This window comes from Oceanobacillus jeddahensis (assembly GCF_000750635.1).
Classification (GTDB): Bacteria; Bacillota; Bacilli; order Bacillales; family Amphibacillaceae; genus Oceanobacillus; species Oceanobacillus jeddahense.
Window position 1 is genome coordinate 218,420 of sequence record NZ_CCDM010000005.1, and the last position, 18,882, is coordinate 237,301.

An 18,882-nucleotide genomic window follows, 5' to 3' on the forward strand; every position below is an offset into this window, starting at 1 on the left:
GCGTTTTTAAATGTAATCGTTTTCCTAAGGCGTGATAATAAGGTACGTAAATAAATCGTCACATTTTGAAATGATTTTAAAAGCTTAGCTTAAGCAGCTGGGTACGTTTCCATTATTATTTCATACAATAAAGTGAAACTTTATTCAGGGAGGGTCATTTCATCCCGCACTGGATAAGGTACAAAGGCTAAGTACGCAACGTCGTGGTGGTATTGCAGTTACTCGTTCCATCGAAAAGCGTTGTCTCGGGAGACTTTATGACCTGCCCCCTGTTGGCTGGAACAAATCGGGCTGTTGCTGACTGTTGGATCTACCACTTCAAATTTTCGAGTTCCCTCTATTTTTTAAGTGGGAGCCTTACAAAGCCTTTCGATGGGGCGAGTAATCGCAGCCCCAGCCCCAGTTCCAGTCGGTTATACTGCGATAAATAAAAAGGAGATGAAAACGATGCGGATTTATCATCTTGGAGCATTGTTTATTGTTTTCATAACCTTAGGCATAAGCATTGGTTATAGCATTGGCAGAACAGAAATTTTTGCATTGGTCGGTTTTATATTGGGAATGTTTCCTATTGTGATTTATAGAAGAGCTGTGATCAAAAAGGAGATAATTTTACAGGATAAGAAGAATAAAACCTCGTGTACTTGAAAGAGTAACTCTTTCTATTACAAAAGCAATGAATGAAAGATTCCGGTGTTCGAAAGTTAGAAGAACAAATATAACTTTCGAACACCGGAATCTTGTAAAGTCATTTTATGCAGTTTATCTATTATGGGCGGAACCATATAAATTCTGTTTTAAAGAGTTGTGTTTTATCGCTTAATCTGCCTTAACTTGCGGTCGTTTATATCCCTTTAGTGCTATTAATGCTGTGATCAGACCTAAGAAGACAATTGCTCCACCAACATAGGCGTTCTTATCAACGCTAGCCTGTTCAATAACAATACTTCCTGCGAAAGACCCTACTGCAATACCTAAATGTAAAGCAGAATTATTTAGACTAACTAAAATGCTCGAATTTTGTGGAGATGTTTCAATCAAATAACTTTGAACTGGCGGCGATACCGCCCAGCTGAGCATGCCCCACAGGATAAGCACAACAAGAAATAATACAACGTGGAACGATGAAATGGGGATAATTAAAATCGTAGCCACAAATAAAATAATTGCAGTAAGGATGGTCTTTTTCGGTCCAAATAAATCGGACAATGTTCCGCCTGTCCCGCCGCCGCTGACAGCAGAGATACCAAATATCATATAAATGGCACTTAACCAAACACCGTCTAATTCCATAAAGTCCTTTACAAATGGGTTCAAATAGCCGTATAACGTTGTATGTCCTGCTAATACAAAGAAAGTCGTCAACAGTATAAAAAGAACTTTTGGATTCCGGATCATTTTCAGCTGTGTGGTTAACGGCAAGGGCTTTTCTGCAGAAGGAATACGCTGCATAAAGAAATGAACACATATAATGGAAGCAACCGTTAAGAAGGAGATGAGCACAAATGGTGCACGCCAGCCGAATGATTCTCCAAGTATTAAACCAAATGGAATTCCGAACACCAGCGATCCACTTACTCCCATACTTACAATCCCGATAGCACGTCCACGGTAAGCAGGTTTAACAATGGAGGATGCCATCATAATACAAAGTACGATTAGCAAGGAAGCACTCGCTGCAGAAATAATTCTACTGATAAAAATCATCGTGTAGTTCAAACTAAAAACAGCAAGAATGTTTCCGAATAAGAAGATAAATAATGAAATAATCGTCAGTTTTTTGCGCTCAACAGGAGCTGTTAAATAAAGTAAAATAGGGGAGGCAACAGCAAAAACCAAAGAGAAAATAGTAATCAATAATCCTGCTTTTCCTAATGAGACGCCTAAGTCTGTTGCGACTAGATCGAGAATGCCACCAATAATTAATTCGACCATCCCGACAACAAACGAAATAATCATAAGTAAATATACACCTTTATTCATAAACAACACGCCTTATCTATAAGTATAACGTCATTAGCGTTTATTATTTTCTAAAAACAGCATGAATAAACACTTGAACGTCTATGTTATAAAACACTATTTATCATCTTAGCTTAAAAAGAATAGATAGCACAAGAGTTTTAAGCGAAAATTAATGATAATTCAACACTTTTAAAGGAAAAAAAGAAACTTGTTTGTTATACTTATATTAATCGCATGAAATAAGGAGGAGTTTTGGGTGGGCAATAAAGCAACATTAGAAAAAGATGCAATGAAGGTTTTAAAACAGACGAGCAGAACATTTTATATCCCCATTAAACTGTTGAACAAAACGTTGCGGAAAACAGTTGGTTCGGCTTACCTCTGCATGCGCGCTGTTGATGAGATAGAAGACCATGAGGAGATGGATGCTGAAGCAAAACAGCATTTATTAATGGAGACAAGCCGTTTATTGAAGGAAACTGTATTTAATCGTGAAGCCTATGAGCAGTTAGTAAATCCTTTTGAGGAGGATCTTCCAGAGGTGACGTTACGGTTGGCAGACTGGATTGATTTTTGTCCGGATGAAATAGAACAAAAAGTAAAAGGTTCTACAAGTGAAATGGCAGAAGGAATGGCAAAATGGGTACGGAAAGATTGGAATGTACAGACAAAAGAAGATTTGGACGAGTATACATATTATGTAGCAGGTCTTGTTGGCGTAATGTTATCTGATATATGGAATTGGTATGATGGAACAGAAACAGACCGCGACCTGGCTATTGGTTATGGCCGAGGATTACAGGCTGTGAATATACTGCGAAATGTGGACGAAGATGCGGAAAGAGGCGTTGGCTTCTTCCCTGACGACTGGTCTAAAAAAGAAATGTTTGCTTATGCTGAAGCAAATTTACAAAAAGCAGATGAGTATATGAAACAAATCTCTACAAAAAATATCCTGCTCTTCTGCCGCATCCCGCTGGAACTTGCGCATAAAACCTTAAATGCCTTAAAAAGCGGAAAAGAAAAAATGTCCAGGGATGAAGTGGAAGAAACCGTTGATAATATTATTAATTCTTAAGGCTTTAAAAATAATATACCTTAAAGGAAATCTCGCTATAATTTGCGAGATTTTTTTATTTTTGAGGGTGAGAAGGGTTTAAGAATATTTAATAAGGGAAATACTTCTATATTCAAAGTAATTCGTGGAATAAGTCTTTGAAATGTGGGTTGTGTTGTAAGAAACACGTCACTATAATAGAAAGATATGTGTTAATAAAATTAAGTGAGGGATGAAAGCTTGTTAAGAATTTAACGGGCATAATGTTTTCATCTCTGGTCTATAAGATAGTCTTATAGACGCTTACACAAAACAGGGGGTAAATTGTGAAGTCAAAAAAAGGAAAAGGTTTAGATTGGCCAGTTTTTTATATCAGTGGAGGATTTTTAGTTGTATTTATTGTTCTGTCGCTGATTAATAGTGAGATGGTGGATAATACAGTAAATACTTTATTTAATTATTCTGCTGATTGGTTTGGTGCTTATTGGCAAATACTCTTATTCCTTAATTTCGCGATCGGCTTAGGTTTAGCCGTATCAAAGTATGGTAAAGTAAAATTAGGAAAACAGGATAAACCCAAATATAGCTATTTTGGCTGGGTAGCTATGATATTAGTTACGCTGCTTGCTGCTGGAGGAGTTTTCTGGGCTGCGGCAGAACCAATGTACCATTATATGGATACACCGCCTCTGTTTGGAGGAGGACAATTTAATTTTATTGAAGGTGGATTTGCTCAAGCATTTATGCATTGGGGATTTCTTGCATGGGCGATTCTTGGAACACTAGCCGTTATCGTCATGATGTATGTTCATTATCAGAAAGGATATCCATTAAAGCCGCGTGGATTACTATACCCTATTTTTGGAGAAAAGATTTTTGAAAAAAGTGTTATTGGTACAGCGGCAGATGTCGTTTCTATTATTGCAACAGCAGCAGGTACATTAGGACCGCTTGGATTTCTCGGCTTACAGATTTCATATGGGTTAAATCATTTATTTGATGTGCCGAATACATTAACATTGAGTATATTAGTAGTGGTTGCACTGGTTGCAGTAGCGGCAATTTCAGCAGCAACTGGGGTAGACAGAGGAATTTATCATTTAAGTAACTGGAATGTTAAATTTACGATTCTTCTTGGTATCATTGTTCTTATTATTGGACCTACTGGATTTATTATTGATGGCTTTGTCGGCGGAACCGGTGTGCATCTTCAAAATATGTTCGAGATGATGTTCTACCGTGGAGACGGTGAATGGTTATCAGGCTGGACACTGTTTTTCTGGGCATGGTTTATTGGCTATGCGCCAATGCTTATTGTCTTTATCAGCCGAATTTCCAGAGGAAGAACGATTCGGGAACTTGTTATCGCAGTATCGGTGGTAGCCCCACTTGTAACAAATTTCTGGTTTTCCATTGTTGGCGGGACAGGTATTTTCTTTGAAACGCAAAATGAAGGTTCCGTTTCTACAGCGTTAGCAGAAGGTGGTATGCCAGCAGCAGTGATGGCAATTACCGATCAGCTGCCGATGGGTACAGCGATGGGTGTTGCATTCCTGCTGGTATCTATTGTATTTGTTGCTACAACAGCAGATACGATGTCTTATACCGTTGCAGCTACATTATCAGGTCATGATAATCCGAAACGCTGGTTACGTGTATGCTGGGCTGTTCTTTTTGGCGCGTTTACGGCAGCTATTCTTTCTATTGGAGAAGATAGTATTACATCGATTCAAAATTCCATCGTTATATCCGCGGTGCCTGTATCATTATTAATACTGCCGCCGTTATGGAACGCACCGAAAATTGCAAAGAAAATGGCGCTGGAGCAAGGTCTTATCTGGCAGCGTGAAATGCGTAAAAAAGAAGATAAAAAATATAAATAAAGGTATTAAAAAATGGACAGCGAAGGCGATGCTCTTCTGCTGTCCATTTTTCAATAAATACTGATTTATTTGATCTTACATGCATTGGAAGGATTCAATACTATTTAAGTCCATACCAAAATAAACCCATCGGAAACCATTCCAGCGGAAGCCCGCAATCGAGTTTCTTCCTAAAAACGTCGGGAAAGCCCAAAATCCTCTGCCATGATTTGGCCAAATGTAGGTAAAGCGGAACATACAATGTCTGATGCCGCCAGGATCGACAGCGAATGTTTGCACCTGCTGTTTTTGCGGTACAAAGTTAGGCGGAGGACTCATTGGAGGCTGGCTATTCATGCCGCCCATTGCTGCGGGATTTGGCTGTTGTTCAAAAGAACCTCCATTTCCATTATTGCCATTCTCCTGGAAATTTGGAAAAGATGGAGCAGGCGGCCAATTAGAAAAGGGACCTCCATTCCCGTTTCCATTATTATTTGGAGGTTCAGGAAACATATCTATCAGTTGTTCCGTAAGCTCTCCCGGGAAATTTGCTCCATTGCCATTTCCGTTTGGGCCCCCAGGAAAAAATCCGCCAATTCTCTCCGGCGATGGCTGCTGTTCATATGAAGACGGCACGGGATTAGCGAGCTGCTGTTGCTGCTCATATGGAGATGGTGCATATTGCTGTTGTTCGTATTGGGGCGGCATATGATGAACAGAATGCTGTTGCTGTTCCGGATGATAGTTTCCCGGTCCGGCAGCTTCTCCATTTGGGTTGCCGGTAAAAGCTCCATTGGAATAATCATACTGCGGCGCAGGTTGAAAATAATTATTTAACATCTGTCCGGGCAGGTCGTTTTGTCTGTTTTCTTGCCCGTTTGGATGTTGTGGTTGAAAATGATTCATAATTTTCCTCCTCTATTAGGCTAATGTTCCCTAATAGCATATGAGGTATCGGTGTTATTTGCTCTTCATTATGGGCAGAATGGGCTCCATCACTAGACAAAAAAATGGGAGATGGCCGCTACAACTTATTTACAGCTTCCTTGATATCCTCAGCTTCCGTAACAGCAGTAATAAAGGATACGCCGTCAGCACCTGCTTCTATTGCAGAATGGGCATTTTCTGTCTGAATGCCGCCAATTGCCACTATGGGTATATCTGAAAACTGGGCACGGATGGTATGAATCCATTCTAGCCCAACAGTTTGTTTTGAATCTTCTTTTGTAGAAGTTGCAAAAATAGGACCAACACCAATATAATCCACTAAATCAAGCGGGCTCCGATCCAGTTCTTCCTGCGTGGAAATGGATAAGCCAATTAATTTATCCGGGAACCTGGCGCGAACTTCTTCAACAGGCATATCATCCTGCCCAACATGTATCCCATCCACTTCCAATTCGTCTGCAAGCTCAATATAGTCATTAATAAAGAATGGAACATCATGTGCGCGGCAGCGTTCTCTAAGCTCCCTGCCTAACTGAAGCTTTTTCTCTCCACTTAATGACCCCGTTCCTTTTTCGCGAAATTGAAATGCTGTAATACCGGCAGCAAGCGCTTCTTCTAAAATAGCGTTGGGGTCTTTATGACAATTTTGGCTTCCCATAATAAAATACTTTCTTAAAACCTCTCGTTTAAATATCATTTTTGGGTCCTCCATTTAATTGCTTCGGTGCAAAGGATAAAGCATCAAGGAAATGGGGCAAAAAAGTCCCCGGGCCATGTACATATGGCTGCTCTGCTGCACGTTCCGCCGCCAATCCATAAAAGCTGAGTGCGGAACGGAGCTGCTCAGAGATAGGGTAGGAAGTAGTTAAACATGCCGCAACAATAGAGCCTAATAAACATCCAGAGCCCGTAATACTTGCGAGAAGAGGATGGCCTGTTTGATTATAAATTAATTTTTGGTCCGCATAAATAACATCTGTTTTTCCAGTTATCACGATTGCCGTATCATATTTAATACTAGCCTTTTCAGCAATTTCATCTACATTTCCTTCGCCGACGGAATCTACTCCGCGCATTTGAATGTCTGTCTCAACCAAAGAAGCAATTTCACCTGCATTCCCTTTGATAACCGTTGGATGAACTTCTTGTAAAATTTTTTCTATCATGTCTTTGCGAAAAGAAGTCGCAGCCACACCAACAGGATCAAGAACAATAGGGATTCCTTTTTCATTGGCAGCTTTCCCTGCTACAATCATTGCTGTCACTTCATTTTCTATAATGGTACCAATATTTAAAACAAGCGCATCAGCTATTTTTGCCATATCTGCTACTTCCCGCATCTCCTTTGCCATGACTGGGCTACCACCAAAGGCCAGTAGTCCATTAGCACTAAAATTCATGACGACCTGATTAGTTAAATGATGAATAAGCGGTGTATTGTTTCTAACTTGTTGAATAATATCAGGATTCATGCGTAATCTTCCTTTCCGTAACTTCTCGTACAGCCCAGTGATTTGTCGGGCCATTTCCTTTACCTAGTTCAAATGATTTTGTAATGGCTGCAGTTACAAAAGCTTTTGCCTGTTTAACTGCTTCTGGAAGCGGATAGTCTTTTCCTAAATAAGCAGCAATAGCAGCAGCATAGGTACAGCCAGTTCCATGTGTATTCTTTGTATCAATACGTTCTGCAGCATAACTATGCATTTGTTTACCATCGTAAAGAAAATCAATTGCTTGTCCTTTTAGATGGCCGCCTTTAATTAATGCAGCGTCCACACCATATTCATGAACAAGGTATTCTGCTGCTCCTTTCATATCCTCTTTCGTTGTAATGGATAATCCGGTTAGAAATTCAGCCTCTGGAATATTTGGTGTCACAACGGTTGTTAATGGAAGAAGGTATTGTCGTAAAAAATTACGGCCCTCTTTGTCAATTAGGTCATCTCCGCTGGTAGCTACCATTACTGGATCCATTACATATGGAGCATCCACCTGCTCGAGCTTTTTAACGATTAACTCCATCATTGGCTTGCTTGCAATCATCCCCGTTTTTACTGCGTGGATTGGCATATCTTCTATCACTGCATCCAGCTGGTCCTCAATCATCGAAAGCGGCATATGTTCCACAGAGCGAACCCCTGTTGTATTTTGAGCTACTACGGAAGTAATAACGGACATACCATAGGTTTTTAACTCTTGAAATGTTTTTAAATCTGCTTGAATACCAGCACCACCGCTAGGGTCTGTACCAGCAATTGTTAATGCACAACGAACTTGACTCATTATAAAATCCTCCTTGAATATCGATAAATTATTTTGTTAAAGAAAACTGCCGTGCAGGAATACGGCTGACTAACAGCCACCCGATCAAAGCACCAGAGACACTGCTTACAATAAACGGCGGAATAAAGGCAAATGCTCCCGCAGAGCTTCCCATAAGCAAGTTGGCTATTGGAACAGCAAAGAAGGAACCGATAATTCCTGTACCAATGATTTCACCTATGGCCCCCATAGGATATTTTTGTGTTTTCTTATACAATACCCCGGCAACAAAAGCTCCAATCATCGCTCCTGGAAATGCAACCAATGTTCCCAGTCCTAAAAGGTTTCTAAGCAAGCTGATCATGAATGCAACAATTACTGCAGGACCTGGCCCGAGCAAAATGGCAGCAATAACATTAACGGCATGCTGAACCGGATAGGCTCTGGCGACTCCTGCAGGAAACCAGAGCAATTGAGAGCCAATCGTTCCAATTGCTACAAGAACAGCCATCATGGTTAATAAGCGTGTACGATTTTTCAATCCAATCATCTCCTTTTATTTGGGCAAATAAAAAGGGAACTACTTTGTAAAAATAAAAAATCAGGCTTTATCGAGAAGCCTGATTTGGTATACTGAGAGTAATCATACGTTGATTGACTACTTCCCTACGCTGGTATTAGCCAGATCAGGTTTGTAAGAGTCGGAAAGTAAGCATGCTTTCCTCTCAGCCCGCAATTATGGGCTCCCCTAGTAGTTGCTTTTCATTATTATTGTTGATTCTACTGTATCAAAGATTCAATGGTTTGTCATGAAATAATCATCAGACTGCAAGCTAATATAAAGGAAGTTCAAAAAGTCCAAATAAAAATGACACAGCGAATTTCTGCATTGGCTTGCTTTTCCGGTACTCACGTATCTAAAAACACAGAAGTCATCACATCCTGTGAAAGTCCGTTCCTCAAAGCGGCGCGCCTTGAACTTCCGACGCACAAATGTTTTCGGTGGGATGAGTAATCGCAACCCCAGGACGTCGCATTCTTAACCGACTTGGTCCTATTTATCGGACTTTTTGAACACGCACTATAAAAGATGTTATCGATAGAAAGAGGAATGAAACATGTTAAGCATAAGCGGAATGGAATATCGTCAGGGAGACCAGACATTATTCCCTAAGATAGATATAGAAGTAAAAGCTGGAGAAATAAAAGCAATTCAATCAACTGTTAATATTCGTTCAGTGTTGCTGCAGATGATTACCGGAAAAGAAAATGTACGAAGTGGAACGATTCAGATTCAGCATCAAACATTACAGGAGGATAAACAGAACTACTTTTCCTATTTAGGTATTTGCTGGTATGAAGAGGGGATTTACGAACGAATGCAAGTACAGGAATATTTGAAATTTATTGGCTCTTTATATCGAAGAAAGGTTTCTGTGAAAGAAGTACTTTTGCAAATTCAATTAGAGGAAAAAGCGAGATGGAAGATGCATCAGCTTAATCGTTCTGAAAAGCGGCGTGTTCAGTTTGGCAGGATATTAATGCAGGAAGCGGAAGTGGTGATTTTTGAAGAGCCTGAAGTAAATATGGATTTAGAAACAAAACGCGTCCTGCATCAATTTGTCGAATTTCTGCAGAACCACCAGAAGGCGGTGCTGATTTTAACAACAAGTACAGAGAGTGCCATCACGATTGCGGATACAGTCTATCGTTTAGATGAACAAGGGATAAAGCAAATGGAAGTCGAAGCAGAGGAGAATGAACGTTTAACCTCCTTAGAAACAGATACAGAGGAAACGGAGGAAGAAGCAGTTCAAGTAAAGCAGGCTTTCCAGATAAATAAAATCTCTGCAAAAGTAGAAGATAAAATTATTTTATTTGATCCGCAGGAAATTGATTATATCGAAAGCCAGGATGGACAGTCCTATCTCTATACTCGCGGAGAAGGATTTCCAACAGGACTTACCCTAAAAGAATTGGAACAGCGTCTATCCCATCAGGGTTTCTTTCGGTGTCACCGCTCCTATATTGTGAATCTTCAAAAAATAAGAGAAGTGATTACCTGGACGAGAAATAGCTACAGTTTATCTCTTGTTGATAAAAAAAGCTCTGAGGTCCCGCTATCGAAATCGAAGTTGATCGAGCTGAAAGAATTATTGGGGGTAGAATAAACACAATTCATCATAATATATACTCCATTCATCGAAAATATAGTGCACTGTTGCTGAAAAGAGCCTATTCTGTAGTCACAGGCAACTTAACTGACACAGGAGGTTTTTGGGAGTGGAGAATATGATTGAAGTAGCATCCTTAGAGAAGGTTTTTGGGGACAAACAAGCGTTACATGATGTGTCCTTCCAGGTTAAAAAAGGAGAAACATTTGGTTTTCTTGGTCCAAGCGGTTCAGGCAAAACAACAACGATTAAAATTTTAACTGGACAAATGAGACAGAGTGGAGGTACAGCCAGTATCTTTGGAGTACCTGTTTCAAAGTTAAATACACCTGAATATCGGAAACGCTTTGGCGTTGTAACGGATAATAGCGGTTTATATGCGAGGCTGACCATTTATGATAATTTAAAGCTTTATGCAGATCTATATGATACGTCTTATAAACGGATTGATGAAGCGCTGGAATCAGTGAATTTAGGTGCAGAGAAAAAAACACAGGTTTCGAAACTTTCCAAAGGAATGACACAGCGTGTATTACTTGCAAGAACACTTTTGCATAAGCCTGAGTTATTATTTTTAGATGAACCAACATCTGCATTGGATCCTGCAAATTCCAAACATATTCATAATGGTTTAAAAGAACTGAATCGACAGGGAACGACTATTTTTCTGACAACACATGATATGGAGGAAGCGGATCATCTCTGTAATCAGGTAGCCTTTTTAAATAAAGGGATTGTCCAGCTTTTAGACGAACCAAAACAACTAAAAAAACAGTATCGGGAAGAGATTATCGGCATCGAATTAAAGGATGGAACAGAATTAGAGCTCCCCTTGAAAGCATCAAGTGCTGAGAAAATTCAACAATATATTTCCCGGGAAATGGTGGAGCGTATTTATACAAAAGAGCCAACCTTAGGAGATATCTTTGTTGAAGTAACTGGGAGGGAATTAGTATGACATTTTCTGTAAAACGATTCATGGCTATTTTTCAAAAGGATTTAAAAGATTTATATCGAAATATGTATGTTTCATCCACAGCATTGATGCCGCTTGTCTTTGCTGTTATATATGGAAGAATGGATAATATAACGATAGAGATGTATGTATTTGTAATCAGCATATCGCTTGCACTGGTCGGCACTTTCCTGCAATGTGCAATGATCGCAGAAGAAAAAGAGAAAAATACGTTACGTGGTCTGATGCTTTCCCCAGCCACATTGACGGAAATACTGTCCGGAAAAAGTGCTGTGACGATTGTTATTACCGTGATTGTAACAGGCGTTTGTTTGTTTCTTATGAATTTTTCCTTTGCAGGCAGAGGTGTTTTGATTGCAGGGGTTATACTCTCTCTTATCTTCTTTATTGCATTAGGTACATGGATGGGCTTAATAACAAGAAGTGTTTTAGAAGCATCAGTCTATGTTCTTCCTGTTATGTTTATATTTGGGATGGGGAATATGTTTATGGCGTTTGCAGATCAATATAGCTTCTTGGAAGTATTAGAATATACACCTGGAATCCAATTAGAGGAAATCGTGAAATTAGAAGATGCAGGAGCAGGTTTTAGTCAGTTATGGAAGCCATTTGCTATTATCGGAGCATGGGTTGTGGCATCATTGGCATTAGCTGCTGTGACATTTAAGAAACGGATGATGGACTAATGATTTTTTTGATTAAATGGATATCATGAAAAGTAAAGCCATTTAAAGAGCGGAGGAAGCTCTTTAAATGGCTTTTTTACATTTACTTAAAAAATATTGCGTTTATTTATGATTAGATGTAATATATAATTAACAAATGCAATTTATACATGACATTATGTGGAGTAGGTTTAACAATGAAAAATAATGTAAAAATAACGCGTATAAAAACATCGATGACCCAACAGCAGCTGGCAAAAAAAGTCGGTGTAACCAGACAGACAATTGGATTAATAGAAAAAGGGGAATATAATCCCACACTTCAGCTCTGCGTTGCGATAGCAAAAGAGCTCGAAAAAACATTAGATGAATTATTTTGGGAGGTAGAAGATAAATGAAATCATGGATATCTTTTTTGATGCCGGAAGATGAATATAAGGAAAAGAAGATGCTATACTTTTTAGCTGAAGGAGCAGTCGTACTTGTGCTCTTTCTTGGCATGATACTGATCATTAATCATTTTATTGCCCTAGACACGGAATTTATGCTATTTGCAGGTATAGCAGTATTTCTATTGTATACGTTAGCAAGGTATATAATGTCTGGGATGGAATATGCTGAGATTGCGACGAAGAAACAATATAAAAGAGAGATAAAAGCCCTCATATCCAATTCAGCTTCATTTGCTATGATTTATGCGTTACTTTATCTGATCTATACAATAATATCCAACAATGCAAGCTGGTATGAATTTCTAGTAATGGGAATAAATGTTGGCGTAATTTCCTTTTTATTTAACCTTATTTCATTAAAACGTTCGTATAAAAAGAATAAAGAATTATTGTGAAGGTTATTACAATAATATGTAGAATCATATATTATTAGTGTATATGTGTATGCTGCAGAAGTTATCGGAGGAGATAGTAGTGGTTCAAATTTTTGGCAGAAAATGTAGCGTGGAAAATATAGTATTCCCTGCACTATTATTTTTCGGAATTGTTATTATGGGTTTAAATGTTTTCTATTCTTTAAACTTTGATGCGAGTATATGGAATTGGAACATGGGTGTTGGTGTTACGCTGTTTGTTTATGCCTGGTATCAGATGTTTGATAAAAAGTAATTACATCCATTCGCGGTATGAAAAGCTATTTTGGGGCTCATCTCGATCAGCTCATCAAATAGCTTTTTATTTTGGAATTGAAATCCTATACGGAGATTTATTGCTTTGCAGTTTCCTGAAGTAACTCCAAGGGAATATACTGAAGAAATATAAAAGCGGATAGTGCGTCTTGAATATGGAATTCTATATGTATTTGATAGGCAAAGCATCCATTAATCTTTATATAGAAGGAGACGGTATATATGAATGCTGTTATTAAGTCCCCATTCATCCCCCTATTATTTAAACAGAAAATCGTTGTAGAAAATAAAAAAGCGGGTTATTTAACAACCACAAAGTTACTGCTGCATTTAAAAAGTCGCAAATCATATAAAGTAAAATATATGCATCAGCTAATCAAACTTCTTGAAAATAAAAAGCAGCATGGGAAAGGAATTGGGATCTCATTATTTCCAATAAGGGAAGAGAAAATAAAATTGGAAAGCTAGTGATGACCGGAGATGTCAAAGATACATTAACGAAAGGGTATACAGAATATCGTCTGGAGTATGGGGAAGATACTTTTATTATAAAAAAGCCATTTATGAGCGAAAAAAATTATTGTGAATTAAAAAAAGTTACCGGGGAGCATATTGCAACGCATAAAAAACAGGTTTTCTTTACATTCAAAAGAGAAATTGAATTATCTGATGCTTGTACGGATTTAGACAATGGAATTTTTCTTTTAACTTTATCACTTATTATTTTTATTTCTTAATTTCTTACATATTGTTCGAAAATAAAGGATAAATTTTGTTTTCAGTGGTTAGAAATAATTAGATAGTCAAAAAAATAAAAGCAGGTGACAATCGTGAATATTGAAATAAGAACTGGAAATCGTAATGATTTCAAAGGGATTATGCAAATTATCAATCATGCTAAAAATAAACTGATGGAATCCGGCTCTCCACAATGGTCTGATGAAGATTCTCCAAAAGAGGAAGAGATAAAGGGAGAATTAGAAAAAGGAAATAATTATCTTTTTACAATAAATAAGGAAATTATTGGTACAGCAATCATGACGGACGAAGAAGAGAAGGCATATGCTAAGATTTCTTATGGCGATTGGGATACATCGCAAGGAAACTATGTTACGATTCATAAATTCGCTATTCATCCAGATACAGATGGAAAAGGCTACGGAAAAATTTTTCTGCATCTGCTGCTCTTGGTATGCCAAGAAAAAGGAATATCTGAAATCCGGATTGATACGCATCCAAAAAACCGCGCAATGCAAAAGGTTATTTCGTCTGCTGGATTTTCATTTAAGGGTATTGTTCATCTCCCTTTTGAAAATGGGGAACGATATGCTTATCAATTATTTTTAAAGTAAGATAGAGCTTGAAACGCAGTTGAAGGGATAAACCGAATTTGCTATATTGAGTTTAATTGAATAAAAAGGAGACAAACTAGTGAAAGAAAAAGAGACAAAAAAACAATCTGAATTTAGAACCGATTTTAAATATGCTATCGTAGCAGGATGGCTTATTATCCCGGCAATTATGATTATTTTTAACATAGCCGCTGTAACGTATGTTGTCATAGCTGTTAACCCCTTTTACTTAGATGCTTACAATTTATTTATATACATAATCAACTTCATTCTGGTTTTCTTTTACCTGTTTATCATCTATTTATGGCTCAAAAGGAAACAAATATTGCCAAAGTTTATGATAGCAGCTTACATTATTAATATTTTTTCGTATTTACCTCTCTTAATTTATGAAGGGAGGCTGAATTGGATTTCCATTCTGTTCAGTATGATTTGGATTGGGTATTTTATCAGGTCTAAACGCGTTAAGGCGACATTCCAAAAATGAGGACATTTGAAATGAAGAAGAGAATACTTACTTATATATTTTTGAAATTTAGGTTGAAATACATTCCGTTACGGATGTAGGTGTAAATAACTTATTCATTTTTACAGGAAAAGAATCGGACCAGAGGAAGGAGAGAATAATGACCTTACAACAATTAAGATATGTGATTGAAGTGGCAAGAAGCCGTTCGATATCCAAGGCGGCCCAAACCCTATTTATCAGCCAGCCGAGTTTGTCCAATGCTTTAAAGGAGCTGGAAAAAGAAATTGGCGTTAAAATATTTTCACGTACAAATAAGGGGATTCATGTGACCAAAGAGGGTTCTGAGTTTTTAGGTTATGCCAGACAGGTGTTGGAGCAGGCCGAGCTTTTGGAAAATCGCTATTCCAATAATGCAACACCACAGCATCATTTCGCTGTATCTGCACAACATTATGCTTTTGCGGTCAGTGCATTTGTACGCTTGTTAAAAGATTATGACCGGGATGAATATGATTTTACATTTCGGGAAACAAGAACCTATGAAATTATTGAAGATGTTAAAAATTTAAACAGTGAGATCGGGATTATGTATATCAATGATTTCAATGAACAAATTATTCGTAAGTTTTTAAGAGAAGGAAATTTAGCCTTTCACCATTTATTTGAAGCTACACCACATGTGTTTATCAGCGGAGATAATCCATTGGCGAAGAAAGATTATGTGACGCTGGAGGATTTAGAGCCTTATCCGTATCTGCTTTATGAACAAGGCGATTATAATTCATTTTATTTTTCCGAAGAGATTCTTAGTACGCTGACCCGCCCGAAAAATATTCATGTCCGGGACCGGGCGACGATGTTTAATCTGCTGATTGGTCTAAATGGTTACACGATATCGACAGGAGTGATCAGTCAAAGGCTGAATGGAGATAATATTATAGCGGTGCCGTTGAAAGTTGATGAAATCATTCATGTAGGCTATATTGTTCATAAAGATATGGAGCTTAGCCCGATGGCACAAACGTATATTTCCTATTTGCAGACAAGCATTGACGAGGAGCAGCAGAATTTGCCGTGATTTTGCCATAGGGTAAAGTTATAGCAAACGATGGATAAGTCTGTTTCCGTTTGGAGATTCAGTGTTCACGAGTTATTTGAAAGAACTTTTAAAAATCAAAAAGATAGGGTATAATAAGGATAGAAGTAAATATAATAGAAGTACCGTCCGTGCTGTCACACGAACGGTAAGTCAATAGCAAGGCTCCCTTTTAAGGGGTCAGCAGTATAGCGAAAATAATCCACTTAAGTTGCTAAACTCAAGGGTGGATTATTTTTTGTGATTAAATGACAGCACTGCAATAATTAAGGAAGCAAAAGCTATTGCTAGCATTAAGCTTTCAAAAACTGTAATACAGCACCACCCCCTTTCGATAGGGAATGAGCCGACCACCCTCGAAGAAACCGTATACTATTGGTCTATTATTATAACATAGAATTAATTCAAAAGGTGATGTTTGTAGAATGTAAGTTCGTATTGGCTGCTGTCAAACTGCTATGGAGTACTTCTTATGAATATATTGATATAGGTTAAAACTATAACAAACGATAGATTTTAGGTGTTATCTGATAGTAAGCTTTCTGTGATAAACTAATCTCAATCAATGAAACGAGGGAGAGATTCGTAATGACAGTAGTTAGCAAAGAAGGCATACGTGCAGAAACACCATTTCGGTTTGATAATGTAGGAAGCTTCCTGCGACCGGAGAAATTAAAGGAAGCCCGGGAAAATTTTGCGAAAGGCAACATTTCTCAGCAGGATTTAAAAGCAGTAGAAGATGAAACCATTAGAGATTTGATTCAAAAACAAAAAGAAGTAGGCTTAAAAGCAATTACAGATGGGGAGTTTCGCCGTTCCTGGTGGCATCTTGACTTTATGTGGGGACTGCAGGGTGTAGAGAAGCAGGATATTGAAAAAGGTTATCAATTTCAAGGTGAAGAAACACGTGCAGAAACAGCCCGCTTAACCGGGAAAATCAGCGGAGAAAATCATCCATTTGTAGAGCATTTCCAATTTGTACAGCAGTTTGCTGATGAGGAAGTTGTGGCAAGACAGACAATTCCAGCTCCTGCACAATTTTTAGCAGAGCTCCAACGTCCGGAAAATGTGGAAATAACGAATAAGCTTTATCCAAACCAGGATGATTTAGTAGAAGATATTGCAGCCGCATATCGTACGGTGATTCAAGATTTATATGATGCTGGATGCAGAAACTTGCAAGTAGATGACTGCACATGGGGAATGCTTGTTGATGAAAACTATTGGGCAAGCCGTCATGATGGGACGAATGTAGAAGATATCGGTACACTTTATGTGAATTTAAACAATAAAGCGATTGAAAATCATCCAGAGGATCTGATAATTACCACGCATGTTTGCCGCGGAAATTATCATTCTACGTGGGCTTCGTCTGGTGCTTATGATACCATTGCTAAAATTTTATTTGCACAGGAAAAAGTAAAGGCATATTATCTGGAATTTGATACAGAACGTGCCGGCGGTTTTGAATCACTTGTTAACGTTAGTGATAATAAGCTTGTTGTATTGGGATTATTCTCTTCTAAGCTTCCAGAGCTTGAGGATAAAGGGCAAATTAAAGAACGTATTAAAGAAGCTTCGAAATATGTGCCGATTGAACGTTTATGTGTCAGTCCGCAATGCGGTTTCGCTTCAACAGAAGAAGGAAATATTCTAACGGAAGAGCAGCAATGGGATAAATTACGTCTGGTAAGAGAAGTTGCTGAGGAAGTTTGGGGGAAATGACATCTGATCCAGTTTCGATTTTAGACTGAACTGGCTATGAGTAGGTGTATGAAAAATTATGGTATTGATTTTTTCCAAGCTGATGAAGACGGTACAGGAAAGGTCTTTACGATCATAATTACACAATTTTATAAAAACATCCAAACTGATGCAGAAAAAGAAGCACTACTCTCAGCGCTTCTTTTTCTGCATTTATTGATTTAATAAACTTGTATTTTTGCGACTGAAATGTACAATTCTAGAATCGTCTTTCTTCCTGGACATTATCATCCTTATCTAAGATTTCCACCTTGCTCGGTGTATTCTCTTTCGCCATTTGCTCTGCAGCAGAAATAGCATCATCTTTAGCACCATAAACTTCTTCTGGTGCGACATCTTCCAATTTTACAAACCAGCTTGTTTCATCTGCGTTTGGTGCGACACTAAATGTTTTCATCTTGCCCAACTCCTTTATAACCTTGTTATGGGAGATTTTCCCTTAGTTGAGGAAAGTGAAACATTGGATAAGATGAAATTTCATCATTCTTAGCTGTGAAGGATTTACATATTTCATTATTAATTCTACAATTTTATTGAAATATTGTTCTAAAAACACAGATGATAGACGTCTGCTCGAATTTACAGCTATTACATTTTCATCATTTTGAAATACGGCAACCAACATAAAGTCAAAAGAAAAGTTCCTCTGTACTTGTCAGTTTTAATACGGCTGGGAAAAGACTAAGAACAAGAATACTTCCTAGAATCAACCAGCTGAAAATAAACCAGAAAGGTACATTAAAAAAGTTTAGAAGCGGGGCTGTCAATGGAATAAGCGTTAACAGGAAAAACTGTGTTCTCGATTTTTTAGTAGCATATTGTTTCTCCCCACAATGGGGGCAGGTATACGCAGTATCGATGGTAGTGGTCACTTTCATTGTCTGTTTCCACGTCCATCTATGTTGGCAGTACTGACATGTTGGCATACGGATCACTCCTCGTAAGCAGGTAGTTATATGATTATTGTAACATATGGAAAAATGAATGTTCATTTTCAACAATCAGGATAAAGAAAACCTGGCGTTCGTTAAAGGGGCTTTGAAAGTATGTTTTGCATTCTTAAAATCCATGATGCTCTTGAGTGCAAGAGTTTCGAGAACGCCTTCATTGGGACGGGTGCCGGAACATTATGTCCGTCGTACTTTATTCCT

25 protein-coding genes and 1 riboswitch are annotated in these 18,882 nt (G+C 38.1%); of the genes, 16 read left to right on the forward strand and 9 right to left on the reverse strand.

What is annotated here, in order from left to right:
* Positions 1-372 precede the first annotated feature (372 nt).
* Positions 373-648, forward strand: a complete 276-nt coding sequence (locus BN986_RS19690) for a hypothetical protein (RefSeq protein ID WP_148417178.1) — start codon at positions 373-375, stop codon at positions 646-648.
* Positions 649-819: 171 nt separating this feature from the next.
* Here BN986_RS19690 and BN986_RS19695 read toward each other — a convergent pair whose 3' ends face one another.
* Positions 820-1,983 (reverse strand): MFS transporter, encoded by a 1,164-nt coding sequence (locus BN986_RS19695; RefSeq protein ID WP_040983347.1) that lies wholly within the window; start codon positions 1,981-1,983, stop codon positions 820-822.
* A gap of 238 nt (positions 1,984-2,221) precedes the next feature.
* Between BN986_RS19695 and BN986_RS19700 the strand changes: the two genes are divergently transcribed.
* Together BN986_RS19700 and BN986_RS19705 are read left to right on the forward strand one after the other, a co-directional pair.
* The gene (locus BN986_RS19700) at positions 2,222-3,043 is read left to right on the forward strand and encodes a squalene/phytoene synthase family protein (RefSeq protein WP_040983349.1); all 822 of its coding nucleotides are present in this window, start codon (positions 2,222-2,224) and stop codon (positions 3,041-3,043) included.
* Positions 3,044-3,348: 305 nt separating this feature from the next.
* Positions 3,349-4,905: a BCCT family transporter gene (locus tag BN986_RS19705; protein ID WP_040983351.1), complete on the forward strand. Its 1,557-nt coding sequence runs from the start codon at positions 3,349-3,351 to the stop codon at positions 4,903-4,905.
* 75 nt (positions 4,906-4,980) lie between these two features.
* Here the strand turns inward: BN986_RS19705 and BN986_RS26770 are convergent, their stop codons facing one another.
* From BN986_RS26770 to thiW, 5 genes are all read right to left on the reverse strand, one after another.
* Positions 4,981-5,790 carry a hypothetical protein gene (locus BN986_RS26770; protein ID WP_081922271.1) on the reverse strand — a complete coding sequence of 270 codons (810 nt, stop codon included), beginning with the start codon at positions 5,788-5,790 and terminating at the stop codon, positions 4,981-4,983.
* A 118-nt stretch (positions 5,791-5,908) separates the two neighbouring features.
* The gene (gene thiE, locus BN986_RS19715; protein ID WP_052400964.1) at positions 5,909-6,529 is read right to left on the reverse strand and encodes a thiamine phosphate synthase; all 621 of its coding nucleotides are present in this window, start codon (positions 6,527-6,529) and stop codon (positions 5,909-5,911) included.
* Positions 6,519-7,304: a hydroxyethylthiazole kinase gene (gene thiM, locus BN986_RS19720; protein ID WP_040983355.1), complete on the reverse strand. Its 786-nt coding sequence runs from the start codon at positions 7,302-7,304 to the stop codon at positions 6,519-6,521. The genes thiE and thiM overlap by 11 nt, the downstream gene beginning before the upstream one ends.
* Complete coding sequence (gene thiD, locus BN986_RS19725) at positions 7,294-8,115, reverse strand: bifunctional hydroxymethylpyrimidine kinase/phosphomethylpyrimidine kinase (protein WP_040983357.1); 822 nt, start codon at positions 8,113-8,115, stop codon at positions 7,294-7,296. The genes thiM and thiD overlap by 11 nt, the downstream gene beginning before the upstream one ends.
* Positions 8,116-8,143: 28 nt before the next feature.
* Positions 8,144-8,608, reverse strand: coding sequence for an energy coupling factor transporter S component ThiW (thiW, locus tag BN986_RS19730; RefSeq protein WP_262362488.1), 465 nt, complete (start codon positions 8,606-8,608; stop codon positions 8,144-8,146).
* Positions 8,609-8,740: 132 nt separating this feature from the next.
* Positions 8,741-8,854, reverse strand: a riboswitch (TPP riboswitch).
* A gap of 358 nt (positions 8,855-9,212) precedes the next feature.
* On the opposite strand from thiW, the gene BN986_RS19735 reads away from it, so the two are divergent.
* The 11 genes from BN986_RS19735 (at position 9,213) to BN986_RS19785 (ending at position 15,949) form a co-directional block, all read left to right on the forward strand.
* Positions 9,213-10,265, forward strand: a complete 1,053-nt coding sequence (locus tag BN986_RS19735) for a response regulator transcription factor (RefSeq protein WP_040983361.1) — start codon at positions 9,213-9,215, stop codon at positions 10,263-10,265.
* 112 nt (positions 10,266-10,377) lie between these two features.
* Entirely contained in the window at positions 10,378-11,226 is an 849-nt protein-coding gene (locus BN986_RS19740; RefSeq protein ID WP_040983363.1) for an ABC transporter ATP-binding protein, read from the forward strand.
* A complete protein-coding gene (locus BN986_RS19745; protein ID WP_040983365.1) occupies positions 11,223-11,930 on the forward strand; it encodes an ABC transporter permease in 708 nt (235 codons plus the stop codon). The genes BN986_RS19740 and BN986_RS19745 overlap by 4 nt, the downstream gene beginning before the upstream one ends.
* A 176-nt stretch (positions 11,931-12,106) precedes the next feature.
* Entirely contained in the window at positions 12,107-12,307 is a 201-nt protein-coding gene (locus tag BN986_RS19750) for a helix-turn-helix transcriptional regulator (protein ID WP_040983368.1), read from the forward strand.
* The gene (locus BN986_RS19755; protein ID WP_040983370.1) at positions 12,304-12,756 is read left to right on the forward strand and encodes a hypothetical protein; all 453 of its coding nucleotides are present in this window, start codon (positions 12,304-12,306) and stop codon (positions 12,754-12,756) included. Before BN986_RS19750 ends, BN986_RS19755 begins: the two co-directional genes overlap by 4 nt.
* Positions 12,757-12,865: 109 nt before the next feature.
* Complete coding sequence (locus tag BN986_RS19760) at positions 12,866-13,030, forward strand: hypothetical protein (protein WP_157037091.1); 165 nt, start codon at positions 12,866-12,868, stop codon at positions 13,028-13,030.
* A 242-nt stretch (positions 13,031-13,272) separates the two neighbouring features.
* The gene (locus BN986_RS19765) at positions 13,273-13,518 is read left to right on the forward strand and encodes a hypothetical protein (protein ID WP_040983374.1); all 246 of its coding nucleotides are present in this window, start codon (positions 13,273-13,275) and stop codon (positions 13,516-13,518) included.
* A gap of 2 nt (positions 13,519-13,520) precedes the next feature.
* Positions 13,521-13,787, forward strand: coding sequence for a hypothetical protein (locus BN986_RS19770; RefSeq protein ID WP_040983376.1), 267 nt, complete (start codon positions 13,521-13,523; stop codon positions 13,785-13,787).
* Between the two features lie 93 nt (positions 13,788-13,880).
* A complete protein-coding gene (locus BN986_RS19775; protein WP_052400966.1) occupies positions 13,881-14,402 on the forward strand; it encodes a GNAT family N-acetyltransferase in 522 nt (173 codons plus the stop codon).
* Positions 14,403-14,481: 79 nt separating this feature from the next.
* Positions 14,482-14,889 (forward strand): DUF2569 family protein, encoded by a 408-nt coding sequence (locus BN986_RS19780; protein WP_040983378.1) that lies wholly within the window; start codon positions 14,482-14,484, stop codon positions 14,887-14,889.
* Between the two features lie 139 nt (positions 14,890-15,028).
* Positions 15,029-15,949 (forward strand): LysR family transcriptional regulator, encoded by a 921-nt coding sequence (locus BN986_RS19785; protein ID WP_040983380.1) that lies wholly within the window; start codon positions 15,029-15,031, stop codon positions 15,947-15,949.
* A 249-nt stretch (positions 15,950-16,198) separates the two neighbouring features.
* Here the strand turns inward: BN986_RS19785 and BN986_RS28130 are convergent, their stop codons facing one another.
* Positions 16,199-16,321, reverse strand: coding sequence for a putative holin-like toxin (locus tag BN986_RS28130; RefSeq protein ID WP_222860956.1), 123 nt, complete (start codon positions 16,319-16,321; stop codon positions 16,199-16,201).
* Positions 16,322-16,555: 234 nt separating this feature from the next.
* Here BN986_RS28130 and BN986_RS19790 point away from each other — a divergent pair, with 234 nt between their 5' ends.
* Together BN986_RS19790 and BN986_RS27165 are read left to right on the forward strand one after the other, a co-directional pair.
* Complete coding sequence (locus BN986_RS19790; protein WP_040983382.1) at positions 16,556-17,692, forward strand: 5-methyltetrahydropteroyltriglutamate--homocysteine S-methyltransferase; 1,137 nt, start codon at positions 16,556-16,558, stop codon at positions 17,690-17,692.
* A gap of 48 nt (positions 17,693-17,740) precedes the next feature.
* Positions 17,741-17,896 (forward strand): hypothetical protein, encoded by a 156-nt coding sequence (locus BN986_RS27165; protein WP_157037092.1) that lies wholly within the window; start codon positions 17,741-17,743, stop codon positions 17,894-17,896.
* Between the two features lie 34 nt (positions 17,897-17,930).
* On the opposite strand, the gene BN986_RS19795 is transcribed toward BN986_RS27165, so the two are convergent.
* Both BN986_RS19795 and BN986_RS19800 read right to left on the reverse strand, forming a co-directional pair.
* Positions 17,931-18,128, reverse strand: a complete 198-nt coding sequence (locus BN986_RS19795) for a DUF2188 domain-containing protein (RefSeq protein ID WP_040983384.1) — start codon at positions 18,126-18,128, stop codon at positions 17,931-17,933.
* Positions 18,129-18,360: 232 nt separating this feature from the next.
* Positions 18,361-18,657: a TIGR04104 family putative zinc finger protein gene (locus tag BN986_RS19800; RefSeq protein ID WP_040983386.1), complete on the reverse strand. Its 297-nt coding sequence runs from the start codon at positions 18,655-18,657 to the stop codon at positions 18,361-18,363.
* Positions 18,658-18,882: the final 225 nt, after the last annotated feature.

What these genes read in the sequence shown, in the direction of transcription:
- BN986_RS19755 (WP_040983370.1), top strand. Translation starts at nt 12,304, where the DNA reads ATGAAATCATGGATATCTTTTTTGATGCCGGAAGATGAATATAAGGAA.
- BN986_RS27165 (WP_157037092.1), top strand. Translation starts at nt 17,741, where the DNA reads ATGAAAAATTATGGTATTGATTTTTTCCAAGCTGATGAAGACGGTACA.
- BN986_RS19745 (WP_040983365.1), top strand. Translation starts at nt 11,223, where the DNA reads ATGACATTTTCTGTAAAACGATTCATGGCTATTTTTCAAAAGGATTTA.
- BN986_RS19770 (WP_040983376.1), top strand. Translation starts at nt 13,521, where the DNA reads ATGACCGGAGATGTCAAAGATACATTAACGAAAGGGTATACAGAATAT.
- BN986_RS19800 (WP_040983386.1), bottom strand. Translation starts at nt 18,657, where the DNA reads ATGCCAACATGTCAGTACTGCCAACATAGATGGACGTGGAAACAGACA.
- BN986_RS19750 (WP_040983368.1), top strand. Translation starts at nt 12,107, where the DNA reads ATGAAAAATAATGTAAAAATAACGCGTATAAAAACATCGATGACCCAA.
- BN986_RS19690 (WP_148417178.1), top strand. Translation starts at nt 373, where the DNA reads ATGGGGCGAGTAATCGCAGCCCCAGCCCCAGTTCCAGTCGGTTATACT.
- BN986_RS19765 (WP_040983374.1), top strand. Translation starts at nt 13,273, where the DNA reads ATGAATGCTGTTATTAAGTCCCCATTCATCCCCCTATTATTTAAACAG.
- BN986_RS19795 (WP_040983384.1), bottom strand. Translation starts at nt 18,128, where the DNA reads ATGAAAACATTTAGTGTCGCACCAAACGCAGATGAAACAAGCTGGTTT.
- thiW (WP_262362488.1), bottom strand. Translation starts at nt 8,608, where the DNA reads ATGATGGCTGTTCTTGTAGCAATTGGAACGATTGGCTCTCAATTGCTC.
- BN986_RS19785 (WP_040983380.1), top strand. Translation starts at nt 15,029, where the DNA reads ATGACCTTACAACAATTAAGATATGTGATTGAAGTGGCAAGAAGCCGT.
- thiD (WP_040983357.1), bottom strand. Translation starts at nt 8,115, where the DNA reads ATGAGTCAAGTTCGTTGTGCATTAACAATTGCTGGTACAGACCCTAGC.
- thiE (WP_052400964.1), bottom strand. Translation starts at nt 6,529, where the DNA reads ATGATATTTAAACGAGAGGTTTTAAGAAAGTATTTTATTATGGGAAGC.
- BN986_RS19735 (WP_040983361.1), top strand. Translation starts at nt 9,213, where the DNA reads ATGTTAAGCATAAGCGGAATGGAATATCGTCAGGGAGACCAGACATTA.
- BN986_RS19790 (WP_040983382.1), top strand. Translation starts at nt 16,556, where the DNA reads ATGACAGTAGTTAGCAAAGAAGGCATACGTGCAGAAACACCATTTCGG.
- thiM (WP_040983355.1), bottom strand. Translation starts at nt 7,304, where the DNA reads ATGAATCCTGATATTATTCAACAAGTTAGAAACAATACACCGCTTATT.
- BN986_RS26770 (WP_081922271.1), bottom strand. Translation starts at nt 5,790, where the DNA reads ATGAATCATTTTCAACCACAACATCCAAACGGGCAAGAAAACAGACAA.
- BN986_RS19695 (WP_040983347.1), bottom strand. Translation starts at nt 1,983, where the DNA reads ATGAATAAAGGTGTATATTTACTTATGATTATTTCGTTTGTTGTCGGG.